The 15,271-nt window shown below is 30.7% G+C and carries 11 protein-coding genes and 10 tRNA genes; 18 read left to right on the top strand and 3 right to left on the bottom strand.

All coding sequences use genetic code 11. The features are described from left to right. The first annotated feature begins 15 nt into the window (after positions 1 to 15). From HMPREF0629_RS07065 to HMPREF0629_RS07010, 12 genes are all read left to right on the top strand, one after another. Positions 16 to 92 (top strand) — tRNA-Asp (locus tag HMPREF0629_RS07065). A gap of 21 nt (positions 93 to 113) precedes the next feature. After that, positions 114 to 189: transfer RNA gene (locus HMPREF0629_RS07060), tRNA-Thr, on the top strand. A gap of 11 nt (positions 190 to 200) precedes the next feature. Further along, positions 201 to 286 (top strand) — tRNA-Tyr (locus HMPREF0629_RS07055). Between the two features lie 27 nt (positions 287 to 313). Then, positions 314 to 387: transfer RNA gene (locus HMPREF0629_RS07050), tRNA-Gly, on the top strand. 5 nt (positions 388 to 392) lie between these two features. Continuing rightward, positions 393 to 469 (top strand) — tRNA-Arg (locus HMPREF0629_RS07045). Positions 470 to 496: 27 nt separating this feature from the next. After that, positions 497 to 573: transfer RNA gene (locus HMPREF0629_RS07040), tRNA-Arg, on the top strand. Between the two features lie 5 nt (positions 574 to 578). Further along, positions 579 to 655, top strand: a tRNA-Gln gene (locus tag HMPREF0629_RS07035). Positions 656 to 665: 10 nt separating this feature from the next. Beyond that, positions 666 to 741, top strand: a tRNA-Lys gene (locus tag HMPREF0629_RS07030). 6 nt (positions 742 to 747) lie between these two features. Beyond that, positions 748 to 836, top strand: a tRNA-Ser gene (locus HMPREF0629_RS07025). 153 nt (positions 837 to 989) lie between these two features. Next, positions 990 to 1,754 (top strand): Mrp/NBP35 family ATP-binding protein, encoded by a 765-nt coding sequence (locus HMPREF0629_RS07020; protein ID WP_039856766.1) that lies wholly within the window; start codon positions 990 to 992, stop codon positions 1,752 to 1,754. Positions 1,755 to 1,756: 2 nt separating this feature from the next. Next, entirely contained in the window at positions 1,757 to 2,695 is a 939-nt protein-coding gene (locus tag HMPREF0629_RS07015) for an NAD(P)/FAD-dependent oxidoreductase (protein ID WP_009222629.1), read from the top strand. Beyond that, on the top strand, positions 2,692 to 4,482 hold the full coding sequence (locus HMPREF0629_RS07010; protein WP_009222628.1) for a thioredoxin domain-containing protein: 1,791 nt from the start codon (positions 2,692 to 2,694) through the stop codon (positions 4,480 to 4,482). Before HMPREF0629_RS07015 ends, HMPREF0629_RS07010 begins: the two co-directional genes overlap by 4 nt. 27 nt (positions 4,483 to 4,509) lie before the next feature. Here the strand turns inward: HMPREF0629_RS07010 and HMPREF0629_RS07005 are convergent, their stop codons facing one another. Next, positions 4,510 to 5,124 carry an HAD family phosphatase gene (locus tag HMPREF0629_RS07005; protein WP_009222627.1) on the bottom strand — a complete coding sequence of 205 codons (615 nt, stop codon included), beginning with the start codon at positions 5,122 to 5,124 and terminating at the stop codon, positions 4,510 to 4,512. A 97-nt stretch (positions 5,125 to 5,221) separates the two neighbouring features. Here HMPREF0629_RS07005 and HMPREF0629_RS07000 point away from each other — a divergent pair, with 97 nt between their 5' ends. Then, positions 5,222 to 6,265 carry a DNA polymerase IV gene (locus HMPREF0629_RS07000; protein ID WP_009222626.1) on the top strand — a complete coding sequence of 348 codons (1,044 nt, stop codon included), beginning with the start codon at positions 5,222 to 5,224 and terminating at the stop codon, positions 6,263 to 6,265. Between the two features lie 32 nt (positions 6,266 to 6,297). On the opposite strand, the gene HMPREF0629_RS06995 is transcribed toward HMPREF0629_RS07000, so the two are convergent. Then, entirely contained in the window at positions 6,298 to 6,819 is a 522-nt protein-coding gene (locus HMPREF0629_RS06995) for an adenine phosphoribosyltransferase (protein ID WP_009222625.1), read from the bottom strand. A 64-nt stretch (positions 6,820 to 6,883) separates the two neighbouring features. Further along, the gene (locus HMPREF0629_RS06990; RefSeq protein ID WP_036730015.1) at positions 6,884 to 7,288 is read right to left on the bottom strand and encodes a hypothetical protein; all 405 of its coding nucleotides are present in this window, start codon (positions 7,286 to 7,288) and stop codon (positions 6,884 to 6,886) included. Positions 7,289 to 7,460: 172 nt separating this feature from the next. On the opposite strand from HMPREF0629_RS06990, the gene HMPREF0629_RS06985 reads away from it, so the two are divergent. From HMPREF0629_RS06985 to HMPREF0629_RS06965, 5 genes are all read left to right on the top strand, one after another. Continuing rightward, positions 7,461 to 7,544 (top strand) — tRNA-Leu (locus HMPREF0629_RS06985). Between the two features lie 235 nt (positions 7,545 to 7,779). Then, on the top strand, positions 7,780 to 8,754 hold the full coding sequence (locus HMPREF0629_RS06980; protein WP_009222624.1) for a hypothetical protein: 975 nt from the start codon (positions 7,780 to 7,782) through the stop codon (positions 8,752 to 8,754). Positions 8,755 to 8,775: 21 nt separating this feature from the next. Beyond that, positions 8,776 to 11,826, top strand: coding sequence for an AAA family ATPase (locus HMPREF0629_RS06975; protein ID WP_009222623.1), 3,051 nt, complete (start codon positions 8,776 to 8,778; stop codon positions 11,824 to 11,826). Between the two features lie 11 nt (positions 11,827 to 11,837). Continuing rightward, a complete protein-coding gene (gene glmL / locus HMPREF0629_RS06970; protein ID WP_039856764.1) occupies positions 11,838 to 13,220 on the top strand; it encodes a methylaspartate mutase accessory protein GlmL in 1,383 nt (460 codons plus the stop codon). A 228-nt stretch (positions 13,221 to 13,448) separates the two neighbouring features. Beyond that, complete coding sequence (locus HMPREF0629_RS06965) at positions 13,449 to 15,203, top strand: urocanate hydratase (RefSeq protein WP_009222621.1); 1,755 nt, start codon at positions 13,449 to 13,451, stop codon at positions 15,201 to 15,203. The last annotated feature ends 68 nt before the right edge of the window (positions 15,204 to 15,271 follow it).

Below are 15,271 nucleotides of genomic sequence, written 5' to 3'. Positions count from 1 at the left end.
AGAGAGTTCTAACGAGGCCTGGTAGTTCAGTTGGTTAGAATGCCAGCCTGTCACGCTGGAGGTCGTCGGTTCGAGCCCGATCCAGGTCGCCAAAGAAAAAGGGAAAAAGAAGTGCTGGTGTAGCTCAATTGGTAGAGCAACTGACTTGTAATCAGTAGGTTGGGGGTTCAAGTCCTCTCACCAGCTCCAAGAGAAATCAAGGAGGAGTTCCCGAGTTGGCCAAAGGGGACGGACTGTAAATCCGTTAGCACAGCTTTCAGTGGTTCAAATCCACTCTCCTCCACCATTTAAATTTGGTGTTAAGTTAATATATGCGGGTGTAGCTCAGTGGTAGAGCCCCAGCCTTCCAAGCTGGTTGCGAGGGTCCGATTCCCTTCACCCGCTCCATATATGCACCTATAGCTCAGTTGGATAGAGCAACGGACTTCTAATCCGTGTGCCGGGGGTTCGAATCCTCCTAGGTGCACCATTAGAATTTAATATAAATATTTTTCATGCACCTATAGCTCAGTTGGATAGAGCAACGGACTTCTAATCCGTGTGCCGGGGGTTCGAATCCTCCTAGGTGCACCAAATTTTGGGGTGTAGCCAAGTCGGTAAGGCACCAGACTTTGACTCTGGCATTTCGTAGGTTCGAGTCCTGCCACCCCAGCCATCAAAAATATGACCCATTAGCTCAGTCGGCAGAGCACTTGACTTTTAATCAAGGTGTCGCGCGTTCGAATCGCGCATGGGTCACCATTTGTTGGAGAGGTATCGAAGTGGTCATAACGAGGCGGTCTTGAAAACCGTTTGGGTTCACGCCCACGTGGGTTCGAATCCCACCCTCTCCGCCAATTTAATTAAACCTATAGACGAAAGTTTATAGGTTTTTTTGTTTGTTTTTTTATTGATATTTAAAGAGGTTTTAAAATTTGTATATTAGTTATATAATAAATAATGGGTAATAATTATAAGTATAGTAATTGATTGAAATATATGGAGGAAATATGACTATTCAAAAATATAACGTAAATAATAATTCTAAAGTGTCTAAAATTATAGGTGTTGTTAGCGGTAAAGGAGGAGTAGGTAAAAGTTTTGTATGTGCAAATTTGGCTACTGAATTAAGTCGTAGAGGATATAAAGTTGGAATTCTTGATGCAGATATAACCGGACCTTCTGTTCCAAAGGCTTTTGGAATTAGTGAGAAAGTCACATCTGACGGAGAAAATATAAATCCTGCTATAACTGATGGAAATATTAAAATCATGAGTGTTAATTTAATATTAAATAATCCAGGACAACCTGTACTTTGGAGAGCGCCTATAGTTGGAAGTGCTATTGCTCAATTTTTTGAAAATGTGAATTGGGGAGAATTGGACTATTTATTTGTAGATATGCCTCCGGGAACAGGAGATGTCGCTCTTACTGTTTTTCAATCTCTTCCGTTGGATGGAGTTGTTATTGTAACTTCTCCTCAAGATTTAGTTACTATGATTGTTGAAAAAGCTGTAAATATGGCGAGGATGATGAATATAAAAATATTAGGACTTGTAGAGAATATGAGTTATTTTAAATGTCCGCATTGTGATGAAGTAACTTACATTTATGGGGAAAGCAAAGTTAAGCAGGAAGCTCAAAAGTTTGGTATAGAAGCTATAGCGACACTTCCAATTAATAAAGATTTTGCTTCATTGGTAGATGAAGGAAAGGCGGAGTTAATTAATGTCGATGAGTTAAAAAGTTTTGTAGATACACTTGAGGAGAAATAGTTATGGTGTATGATTTAATAGTTGTAGGTGGAGGACCGGCAGGTCTTTCGGCTGCGGTTTATGCAGGAAGATCTATTTTAAATACTCTTATTATTGAAAAAAAATTTTTTGGTGGAAGACTTAAGGATACTGCGGAAATAGTAAATTATCCTTCTGTTATAAGTAGTTCCGGAATTGCTCTTGTAGAGGATTTTAGAAAACATGCATCAAGTTATACTACTAATAATTTTATATATGGAACAGTTGTAGATATATGTAAAGATGAACATGAAGATGTCTTTGAGGTTAAAACTCTCAGAAAGGGAACATTCAAGGCAAAGTCTGTAATATTGGCACTTGGGACTGAGTCGCGAGTTCTTGGAATAGAAGGAGAAGAAAGATTTCAAGGTCAGGGAGTAAGTTATTGTGCTACTTGTGATGCGAATTTTTTTTCAGGAAAAGATGTTCATATTTTAGGCTCAGGTGATGTTGCACTTGAAGAGGCTGATTATATATCCAAGTTTGCAAATCATGTGACTATCATTGTATTACATGATGATGGAATAGTTGACGCTAATGAAACTCAAAAGAGAATTGTATTTGATAATCCTAAAATTAGTTTTATGTGGAATAGTTCTTTAGACAAAATAATTGGAGAAGATTGTGTAAATCAAATTGTTGTAAAAAATTTAAAAACCGGAGAGAAAAAAACAGTTTTAAGTGATGGAGTTTTTCTATTTGTGGGATTGAAGCCACAAACAGATATTGTGAATGGATTATGTAAAATGAATTCAGACGGGTTTATTATAGTAGATGAAAAGAAAGAAACTTCAGTTTCAGGACTTTTTGCTGCCGGAGATTGCACACATACGTATTTAAGACAAGTTGTCTCTGCTGTTTCTGATGGAGCTGTTGCAGCGGTAGCTGCGGAGAGATATATCAGAAGAAAGGAGAAAATATGAGTTATCCTACAGGTACAGTAATATATTTAAAAGATAAATGTTATAGTGGATATAATATAGTTTCTACGATAAAAAGTGGAGTTCTCATATTTGACATGAATGGTAATGAAATTCGTAGATATAAGATGAATGCAATGCCGGCTAAATTATTTAAGGGCGGTAACGTGATGGGAACTTCAAAATTCAGAAGTAGTGACTATTCGTTGCAAGACGGAGTTTCATTAATTGAAATAGATTATGATGGAAATAAAAAGTGGAGTTATGAAAATTTCAGATTTATAGAAGATGGAAATCCTATGTGGGCAGCAAGAGCCCATGGAGATTATCAAAGAGAGGGAAATCCTGTTGGATATTTTGTTCCTAATATGGAAGCAAAATCTAATGGAGGAAATACTATTATTCTTGGTCATGATACTATAGTAAGTCCTGCAATATCTGATAAAAAAATACTTGATGAAGTAATCTATGAAGTTGATTATGAGGGAAATGTAATTTGGAAATTTTCTTTTTCGGAGAATTTTGAGAGTTTTGGATTTTCGGAACAAGAAAAAAATGTGATTTATAGAAATCCGAATATGAAAAATATTTCGGATGGTATAGGTGATTATCTTCATATATCTTCAATATCTGTTTTAGGGCCAAATAAATGGTATGATCAAGGAGATATAAGGTTTTGTCCTGAAAATATAATTTTTTGTTCGAGGCAAGGTAATTTTATAGGCATAATTGATAAAAAAACTAAAAAAGTATATTGGAAGATAGGACCCAATGTAAATGATGAAATATTTAGAGGGCTTGGGGGAATAATAGCACCAACGCATATACAATTAATTCCAAAAGGATTGCCCGGAGAGGGTAATATTTTGTTTTTTGAAAGTGGAGGAACATCAGGATATGGATATCCGAATTTAATAAGTCCTACGGGTCTTAAAAACGCTATAAGAGATTATTCCAGAGTAATAGAGTTTAATCCTATAACGTGGAATATTGAATGGGAATTAAACCCTGCAAAACTCGGTTTCTCTAATGCAATAAATGGATATAAATTTTATTCACCATATGGTTCGTCAGTTCAAAGGCTTCCAAACGGAAATACACTTGTAACCTTGGGAACGAGCGGTACGATGCTTGAGATAACTGAAGAAGGAGAAATAGTTTGGAAATGGATATGCCCATATGCATCAAATATAAATGCTTATGCATTTACCAATTTTATATACCATGGATATAGATATCCCTATGACTATCTTCCGGAAGAAAATCCTGTTGAAATTGAGATGAAACCTGTAAATAAATCAACATTCAGGCTTGAAGGAGCAGGAGAATTTAACAAAGCAAAGGTAATAGAAGTTGAAGGAGCGGAAATTTCAAATGATATAGATTTAATTACTATGGCAATGGAAAATGACGAAGAAATTGCATATCAGAAGAAAATAATATCTATGGAAAATTCTAACATAAAGAGTATAAACTCCAAGAATTTTGATCGCAGACTTGAAGAAAAAGAAAATGCAATAGTAATTTTTGGAGCAGTCCGATGTATTCATTGTAAAGCTCTTAGAGAAATAATTTCAGAACTTATAGAATCGGAATTTAAAAATATCAATTGCTATTACTTAGATATTGATGAAAATAAATCTATGATAAGAAAACATGACATAAAAAGTGTACCGATAACTATGTTCTTTAAAAACTCGCAAGAGGTATATAGATTTATTGGCGAGAGCAGTTATGATGAAATAGCTCAGGCAATAGAAAAATATTTTAAAATAAAATCAAAAATATAAAAATCTTCTTATTTAAAGAAGATTTTTTTATTTCCATGTCAAATTATTATATCCATTAAATTTTTTATTGGAATTTATTAAATATCTGTTTTTTACCATTTCAAGCATGGGTCTATCTGAACTATATGAATCTGAAAAAGCACAAGAATTATCGTAATCTATTTCATAACCAAGATCTGTAAGATGCCTATTTATACGTTTAACTTTTTCAGTAAATCTGTTATTTTCACCCTTTAGTAAAAAGTTTTCATCCAATTCAGTTCCGATGATAATATCAAAATTTAGATATTTTTTAAAATATTTAAGATATGTTATCGGCGATGCCGATACCAGCATTGCATAATCTCTATCCAAACTATTAAAATATTTAATACCATCTGTTAGCATATAGTTTGTATATACATATTCAGCGAATTTTTCAAGTTCGGATTCATTAAAGTAATTTAAAACCGAACAAATTTTATTTTTAAAAGTTATTCTGTCTTTAATTATAAGATAACTATTCATAGAACTTATTATATTTTTGTAAAAATATAATTTTGATATTTTGTCTATTTTTACAGCATATTCCCAAAGAATTAATATTGAGTCTTTTCGTGTTAATGTCTTGTCAAAATCAAATAGTAAGATTTGTTTTTTCATATAAGCACCTCAACTTAATTATAACTAAAAAGAATACAAATATAAAGCAAAAGTTGACAAACATATGTTTGTAGTATATTATTTAAGGGGTGATAGTATGAAAAATAGTATTTTACATATTGATATAGATGCATTTTATGCATCTGTTGAAGAACTTGATAATCCTTCATTAGTTGGGAAACCGGTAGTTGTAAGCGGACTTAATGATAAATCGATAGTTACAACTGCAAATTATGAGGCAAGAAAATATAAAATACATTCTGCTATGCCGCTGTTTATGGCAAAAAAATTATGCCCACATTTGATAGTAGCTCCGATGAGAAGGAATAGATATATAGAAAAATCTGATGAAGTATTTAAAATACTTTCAAAATATTCTGATATTATAGAAAAGGTTTCTATAGATGAATGTTATATGGATATTTCAGAAAACAAAAATCAGCCTGTCGACATAGTATTTTCAATTAAAAAGAAAGTAAAAAATGAAACAGGACTCACGGTGAGTGTTGGATTATCATATAATAAATTTTTGGCAAAAATGGCATCAGATTGGAATAAACCGGACGGAATGATGATAATTTCAAAAAGTGAAATACCTCAACTGTTGAGCAAAATTGATATAGGAAAAATTCACGGACTTGGAAATAAGTCACAAGAAAAATTGAGAAATTTAGGAATTAACAAAATAGAAGAACTGCTTGAATTAGATAGAGAATTTTTATTTGAGCTATTTGGGAAGATGGGTTATGAGGTATATGATAGAATCAGGGGAATAGATAATAGGGCAGTTACTCCAAATAGAGAGAGGAAAAGTTTAGGAATAGAAAGAACATTTTCAGATACGAATAATGTAAAAGAATTAATTTCTTATTTAGATAGGTATTCATTTGAACTTGCAGAAGATTTAAAAAATAGAAACTTGGGTTTTAAAACAATAACCTTAAAAATAAAGACAGATAACTTTAAAGTTTCGACATATTCAAAGACATACTCAAGAGCAATAAGTGAATATGAGGATATATTTAAAAATGTAAAAGACATTTTTGAGTATAATTATAAAAACCAAAAGCTTAGACTAATAGGTATAAGTGCTTCAAACTTAATAGGACTAGATAAAATACAGCTTAGTTTTATAAAATAAGACCACTTTTAGTGGTCTTGTTTTAATATATTTTATTTTTCTTCAAATTGTAATATTGAATTTACGTTGTAAGGTTTTAATTTTTCGCGACCTTTTAAATCGACAAGTTCAATTAAAAAATCAAGAGCAACAACTTCTCCTCCAAGTTTTTCTATTAAATCAATAACCGCTTTTGAAGTTCCTCCGGTTGCAAGAAGATCATCAACAATAAGAACTCTTTGTCCCTTTTTAATAGCATCTACATGCATTTCAACCTTATTTTCTCCATATTCAAGAGAATATTCCGCAGAGACTTTCTCTGAAGGAAGTTTTCCGGGTTTTCTGACAGGAACAAAACCACAACCAAGAGCATAAGCTACAGGAGCACCTACGATAAAACCTCTTGCTTCAACTCCGACAATAATATCAATATTTTCATTATTATGTAGACTGATTAAATTATCAATAGCTGCTTTAAAAGCATCTCCATCTTGAAGTAAAGTAGTAATATCTCTAAAGATTATTCCGTCAATGGGATAATCATAAATTGCTCTGACCTTATCTGCTAAATACATAAAAAATCCCCCTTTTTTCTATACTATAAGTATATCATAGAAAAAAGGAGGATAAAAGTATAAATTAAGTTCTTATAATAAATTCATTGCCACATTTTTTGCATTTGACTTTAATCTTTCCTTTTTTTCTTGGTACCCTAAGTTCTTGTTTACAAATTGAGCATTTAATATATTTGTGTTTTCTGTCCTTTATAATAAGTGATATTTTTGAAAAAGATTTTCGTATCGGACTTATCAGTTTTAGAAATTTTTGATTTTCTTCATAGCGTGCACTGATATTTTTAGAAAAAGCTCTAAAATACAAAATTGCAATCAGAACAAAGTTAAAGTAATAGATAAAATCTTTAAATCGTGAATTTGTCAATATAGGAGATATTATTATAAATAATAACAGAAATTTTGATAGAGCATCTACACCGTAATATGCTATATATCTTCCTTGTATAAAGTTTTTAAATTTTTCTTTCAAGATAATCACACTCCTCAAAGCATTATAACATTTTTTAATGAAAAATCAAAAAAACTATTGCAAAGATGACAAAAAGTATATATAATAAATTTTGTTATTAGATGAAAGTTATTAAAAAAGTTCTTGACAAAGTAAAAGGAAACATTTATAATAGTTTTTGTTAATCACTCATGCGGGAATGGCGGAATTGGCAGACGCGCTAGACTTAGGATCTAGTTCCAACGGAGTGGGGGTTCAAGTCCTCTTTCCCGCACCAGTTATCCATGACTTAGAAATAGGTCATGGATTTTTTAATATAACTATATAGGTAAAAAAAGCTAATAATTTTATTATTAGCTTTTTTGTCGTTAAAACATGACATTTCTATATAGAAAAATTAGAAATAGATGGATTTTTTAAAAGTAAAAACTATGTTATAATTTAAAAGATTAACGATATGTTAACGATCGAGATATATAATTAACGTAGTATGATATTAAGGAGTGATTAGTTTGAAAAATTTACAAATTTATAAAAAAAATAATAGAATTGTTTTACTTGACGGAACTGAGGCTGAAGTTCTTTTTGATTTAAATAAATATAATGATGTATTAGAAAATATTTCTAATGATAAATACAAGTTTTTTAGAATTATTCACGAAGAATATAAAATTTTAGATAAAAAAGAAATAGAAAGTAAATTTTTATATCTATTTAATTTTATTTTAGTTAATAATATTTCAAACTATATAATTGATAAATACAATGAAGGGGAAAATTCTGAAATTATATTTGAGGATTCTATAAAGGAAAGTGGAAAGCAAATTATTAAATTAACAGGTAAGCTGGATACTGAAGATGTATTGGGTGATATTATAACTTGTCTAATAAATTCAGACGCATATCTGGATGGTAATTTAAAAATGAATTACGGAAAAATTAATGTTGATGCTGACATTAATACAATTAACAGAGATATGGAATTTTTCTTTTATTATATTGCCAAGGAAAGTTTAGATTTGAGAAATAAATTACTTGAAGATTTAATAGCTTTTAAGTATGTAAAATCAAGCAAAAAAAATGATAAGGATAGATTTATACTTCCTATTTATGTTGATGAAGAAGCACTAAAGAAAAAGGGTGTCATAAATTATGAAGATTATCTTGTAAATTGGATTTCACTTGCATACTTACAAATGTTATACAAAATACATGATTATTTTGTAGATTATTACGGATTAAAATTTAATAAAGGTCTTGAAAATGATAATTTAATGCTTGCTCTTATTGATTTATTGGATGTTGAAATTGAAGATTATCCTAAGGGATTGAATAAGTCAATAGAGGTTGGAAGATCTACAAGTGGAAAATGTTACTTTATAGATTCTATAGTTACACCTATGGCACTTTCTCAAGACCTGGCACTTATACTTCAATCAAAAGATGCATTTTCGGTAGTTCCAAAAATTTTTAAGAGTAATAGATAATAGCTAATTAGGAGTGAGGCTATGACTAAGATAAGTTGTAGAATGTTTGGAGTTCCATCTATTCTGGAAGATGGCAAGGATATTTTTATACCTATTGGGAAACTAAGTGGCTTAGTATATTATATTTTGATAAAAAAGATAGTTAGTAGAGATGAAGTTGCGGGATTATTTTGGTCATCATCAAATGATGAAAGATCAAAAGTAAGTCTTAGAAATGCTCTCCATAAGATTAGGAAGTTATTTAAAGAAGAGATAATTTTATCACCTAACAAGTCAACTCTTATGTTAAACGAAAATATAGAATTTGAGATAGATGTCGAAAAATTCTCCAATAATCCAATTGAAAATTTGGATTTGTATACAGGGGAATTTATGAAGGGTTTTTATATAAAAGATTCTGCAGACTTCGAATATTGGATAATAGAACAGCGAAATTATTATAAAGAACAATTTATATCAAACATCAAGAAAAAAATCAAAAATGATTTTGACACAAAAAATTTTAAAAATTTTGAAAATGAAATTAACAGTCTTTTAGCAGTAGATAATTTTAATGAAACTGCGTATATGTATTTGATGAAATATTATAAGCTGAGCGGAAGATATGACAAGATAATTAATGAATATTATAATTTTCAGAAATTAATGGAAGAAGAACTTGGAATTTATCCATCGGATGAAATAGAGACCCTGTATAATGATGCAATAGAAAATGTAAATAAATCAAAAGGTTCTAACTTTAGGGATAAAATTTTAGAATTTTATGACAGAGATTATGAACTCAAAATTATGCAGGAAAATCTTGATAATTTTTATAATGGCAGGGAATATAAGTCAATTTTGATAACCGGAGAATCAGGAATCGGAAAGACGGTCTTGAAGAAAAAACTGCTCAGTAAAAATAAGGGAAGATTTAAGATATTTGAATCTCAATGTCATGTTGTTGAAAAAGATTTTTTATATTCTCCGTGGATGAAAATTATAAGTGCAATAGAAAATGAACTTTCAAAAAATCATTTAAAGAGACCATATATTTGGGATGATGTTTTGAAAAATTTATTTTTTGACGGTAAGAGTGAATATCAACCATTATCCAAGATATTAGAAAATAAGGAAAATTTTAATATAGATTTAATATATAGTTCCATATATAGCGTGCTTGAAATTTTAAATACTGATAAGAAAATATTAATAATTATAGAAGATATTCAATGGGCAGATAATTTGAGTATAAAATTGTTAATTAATTTTATACTTCGTATGAATAAAAATGTTTTGTTCATATTGACAAAATCTGACGAAAGTGACGAAAAAGTAGATAGACTTTTAGCAACGCTTAAAGATATAAATAAGCTATTACTTATAGAATTAAAGAGATTTAACAGAAGAGATGTATCTATAATTGTAAGAAAATCTTTTGAAAATAAAGAAATAAGCGAAGAAGATATTGATGATATTTATGAAAAATCAAAGGGCAATTCCTTTTTTTTAAGGGAATATATAGAACTGTATAAGAAAAATGAAAAAGAAAATTTAATAATCCCAAAAATGCAAAATATTTTACAGGAAAAATTTTCCGGTTTAAATGAAAAGGAAATTAATATATTAGAAATATTGTCTGTATTTTATGGAGATGCAACCATAGATAATTTAATGAAGCTTTTAGATTTAAAGGCATTCGATGTTGTAAAAAGTTTAAATTTTCTTGTAAAAATGAATGTAATAGAAGAGAAAAAGAAAAATAATGAGATAGTGATAGGTTTTGTATATTCGGCATACAAAGAATTTATATATAATGGACTGTCAGATGTGTCGAAGAAGATAATTCACGGGGAGATAGCAAAAATTCTTGAAGAAGAATTATTAAATAACATCGACATAACATTATATATCAAACTTAAACATCACTATTCAAAGGCAAATGAAGACGTAAAGGCATTAAAATATGAAGTATATATTTTAAATTATTATTTGAATTTCAGCCATGAATTATTTCCGGACTTAGATGATTATGATTTAAGCAAACAGGTAAAACTTTTTGTAAAAAATGATAAGGCATTAAAGTGGATACATGATGTTGAAAAAGAAATTTTAAGAGTTAAAAATTTAAGAAAAAATAATTTTAATTTTGAAGAAATAAGAAAAATAGAACTTTTATTTTTATATTGCAAAGGAAGATATCTAATAAGAGGAGGAAATTACTTTAACGGAATTAAAGTGATGGACAGGGTAATAAAACTTGCAATAGATTTAAAAGATGAAAAAGCGGAGTTACTCGGATATAAACAAATGGCTATATATGGAATACAGATAAATGATCCGAATGTTATGCTTAAACATATTATTTCAGGCATAAAAGTAGCAAGAAAATTGAAAAATAATTCTGATATGGGAGTTTTATATAGGCTTTATGGAGTTTATTATCTAATGCAGGGCAATTTTAAAAGTGCTGAAAATCTGTTTAATAAATCAATAGAATTATTTTCAAATTCAGGTGGAATTGAAAATAGTAATTCAATAAGTATTGCAGCAGATTATAATTACATAGGAGAAATAAGAAATTCCGAGTGTAATTATGATGAGGCTATGCAATATTTTAAGAAGTCGATTGATTTATGTGAAGATACGGACGCATCTTGCCTTTCAATATTTTATATAAATGCAGGAAAAACTTGTTTTTTAATGAATAACATAGAAGATATGAAAAAATATTTTATGCTGTCTAAACAGATAGTAGATCGATTTGACTCATATTGGAAAAACTCTGTACTGGATGCTTTTTTGGCATTGGTTTTATTTTTAGAATGCGATTATATTTCTTCGATTCAGTATTTAAAAAATGCAGTTGCAGAGGTTAAAACAATAAACAATCCAAGGGATATAGGTATAGTTTATTTTGTTGAGGCTATTATGGCTTTTATAATAAAGAAACAAAATATTTTAGAGCTCAGAGAGATAAAAGAATTTTTATCTGAGACGGCTGATGTTTATTATTACAACGCTATTAAATATTTAGATGCAAACAGAGATAGAGCTGAGATAGAGTATCTTAAGCAAAATATTATATGTTAGAGGGGACGTTTATGAATTGCTATATGCTTGTTGATTTTGGAAGTACCTATACAAAACTAAGTTTAGTAGATATAGATAATGAAAAGTTGATAGCTAAGTCAAGTGCACATACAACTGTAAATACAAATATAAAATTCGGATATGAAAAAGCACTTGAAAAGCTCAAAGAAGAAATTTCGTTTGAAAATATAAAAATTGTAGATATACTTGGATGTTCATCTGCGGCAGGTGGACTTAAAATGATAGCAATAGGTATAACACCTGAGTTTACAGTTGAAGCTGCAAAAAGAGCTGCTACCGGAGCGGGAGCGAGACTGTTAAAAAGTTACAGCTATTTTCTGAAAGAAAAAGATATATTAGAAATAGACAGCTTAAATCCTGATATCATATTGTTGACAGGAGGAGCGGAAGGCGGAAACACAAAGTATATATTATATAATGCAAAGCTTTTAAATAATTTAAAGAGAGAAATACCTATAGTAGTAGCAGGCAACAGTTATGCAAATGAAAATATAAGAGAAATATTTAATGGCGGAAACATTAAATATGAAATAACTGAAAATGTAATGCCGGATGTTAATAGAATTAATGCAGATCCTGTTAGAGAAGTAATAAGAAAAATATTTATGAAACAGATAGTAACTGCAAAGGGAATGGAGGATGTTGAAAAAATTACAAGTGAAATACTAATGCCCACGCCTACAGCAGTTTTAAAAGCAGCAAAATTGTTATCATATGGTACGGAGAAATATGAGGGGATAGGTGATGTAATGGTAGTGGACATTGGAGGAGCTACTACAGATGTTCACACCATATCCGAACCGATAAAAGATAAAAACTTTTTTATAGACGGATTGGAAGAAACGTGTGAAAAGAGAACGGTTGAGGGAGACCTCGGAATGAGGTATTCGGCACTGAGTCTCTATGAAAGTGTAGGAGAAGAAAATTTCTTAAAATATAACTCCAATATAGAAAATATAAGAGAAAAATGTGAATTCAGACACAATAATCCGTCGATATTATCGGATAAAGAAAGTGAAATAGAATTTGATGAAATAATGGCAAAAAATTGTGTTGAAATTTCAGTAAAAAGACATTCGGGCAAAATCAGAAACTCATATATCGGGGGTAAAAATGTAATAGTCCAGAAGGGAAAAGACTTAAGAGAAATAAAACTTGTAATAGGAACCGGAGGCATATTAATAAACAGTAAAAAATCTGCAGAAATACTAAAACAATGTAAGAATAAGGAAAAAAATTATCTTCTTCCGATTGACCCTAAATTTGCAATAGATAAAAAATATATAATGTCTGCTATGGGAATTTTGAGTATGAGAGATGAAAATCTGGCATATAAAATATTAACGGAAAATATTATAGATATAAACGATTAAAAATACAGGCAATAAGCCTGTATTTTTAAAATATAATAATTATAATAAATAGAAAAAAATATATAAAATATATAAAAAAATGACAAATATAAACGATAAATTAACGCCGAGAAATTATACTTTAATTAGATAATGAAAAATCAAGACAAATTATGACAAATTGATAAGAATTAGTTTTTCATTTAAGAAAGTAAAATTAAATTTATATTTTAAGGAGGAGTTAGTAAAATGAATGGTGAATACGGACTATATTATAGGGAAAATCCTGAAATTCTTTATGAAGTAAAGGCACAAGGCGGCGGATTAAAGGATACTGAAACATTAAGATGTAAAGGATGGCGTCAAGAAACAATCCTTAGAATGCTTGAGTTCAATATGGAAAATGCTGAAATTCCTGAACTGCTTGTAATTTATGGTGGAAATGGAAAGTGTGCAAGAAACTGGGAATCATATTGGGCAATAGTTGACTCTTTAAAAAATCTTGAAGATGATGAAACATTAGTAGTTCAATCAGGAATGCCTGTAGCAATCTTTAAGACACATAAAGAAGCACCTGTAGTAGTAATGGCGACAACAAATATAATGAAGGCAACTTGGGAAAGATTCTATGATTTACAAGATAAGAACCTTACAATATTTGCGCAATACACAGCAGCTCCATGGGAATATATAGGAACTCAAGGAGTTATCGAAGGAACATTTGAAACATTATCAGCAATTGCAATGAAAAAATACAATGATGATTTGACAGGAAAGATCTATTTAACTGCAGGAGCAGGCGGAATGGGTGCAAATCAAACATGGGCAATGAAGATGCACGGCGGAGTTTGTATCGTAGTAGATGCAAATGAAAAGATACTTCAAAAGAGAATTGAAAAAGACTATCTTGATATGATAGCAGATTCACTTGAAGAGGCTGTTGAAATAGCAAAAGAACACGCTAAAAACAATGACCCTATATCAGTAGGTATAGTAGGAAATGCAGCAGACGTTTATGAAAAAGTATTGGCAAGTGATTTCAGACCTGACATCTGTTCAGAAATGTGTCCATGCCACGATCCTATTTCTTACATTCCATCAGGATATACACCTGAAGAAGCAGATCAATTGAGAATTGAAAACAGAGAAAAATACTTGGAATTAGCAAGAACAACAATGAAAAGACAATTAGCAGCAATGATTGCTCTAAAGGAAGATGGAGTAGAAGTATTTGAATACGGAACATCCATCAGAAAGGAATGTATGGATGCAGGTTTCCCAAGAGAAGAAGCACTAAAAATCGGCGGATTTGTATATGAATATATCAGACCGCTATTCTGCGAAGGTCGTGGACCGTTCAGATGGACATGTCTATCAAGAGATCCTGAAGACCTTAAAGTATCAGATGATATAGCATTAGAAATTTGCAAGGGTGACAACTTAGTAGAAAGATGGATTAAGCTTGCAAGAAAGAATCTTCCAATTGAAGGTATGCCGGCAAGAGTATGTTATATGGGATTTGGAGAAAGAAAGAGATTCGGATTAGCAATAAATCAAGCAATCAAAGAAGGAAGAATTAAAGGAACAGTAGCATTCTCAAGAGATAATCTTGACTCAGGTTCAATTGTAAATCCTACATTTGAATCAGAAAAAATGCCGGATGGCGGAGATTATATCTCAGACTGGCCATATCTAAATGCACTATTAGATTGTGCAGGAGGATGCGACTTAATAGCTATACAACAAAACTACTCAATGGGTGAAGCAGTACACACAGGAGTAACAATGATAGCCGACGGAACAGAAGAGGCAGACAGAAGATTAGCAGTAACATTGACAACAGACTCAGGGATCGGTGTAGTACGTCACGCACAAGCGGGATATCCGGCAGCTAAAGACGTAGCAAATGGAAAAGGAAAATACACAACAGATTCTATAAAGATTCCTCTATGGTGGCAACCGGCAGACAAAGTTACATTTGGTCCTGAAGGAATGTATAGATAAAATTAAAAAATAAATTTTAATAGGCAGTTAAGTGGTGCAGAATAGTTGCTATTTTGCACCACGTTTAA

The sequence above is a fragment of the Peptoniphilus sp. oral taxon 386 str. F0131 genome, from assembly GCF_000090945.1.
GTDB classification, from domain to species: Bacteria; Bacillota; Clostridia; order Tissierellales; family Peptoniphilaceae; genus Anaerosphaera; species Anaerosphaera mikwangii.
This window is presented reverse-complemented; position numbering and strand designations above follow the sequence as displayed.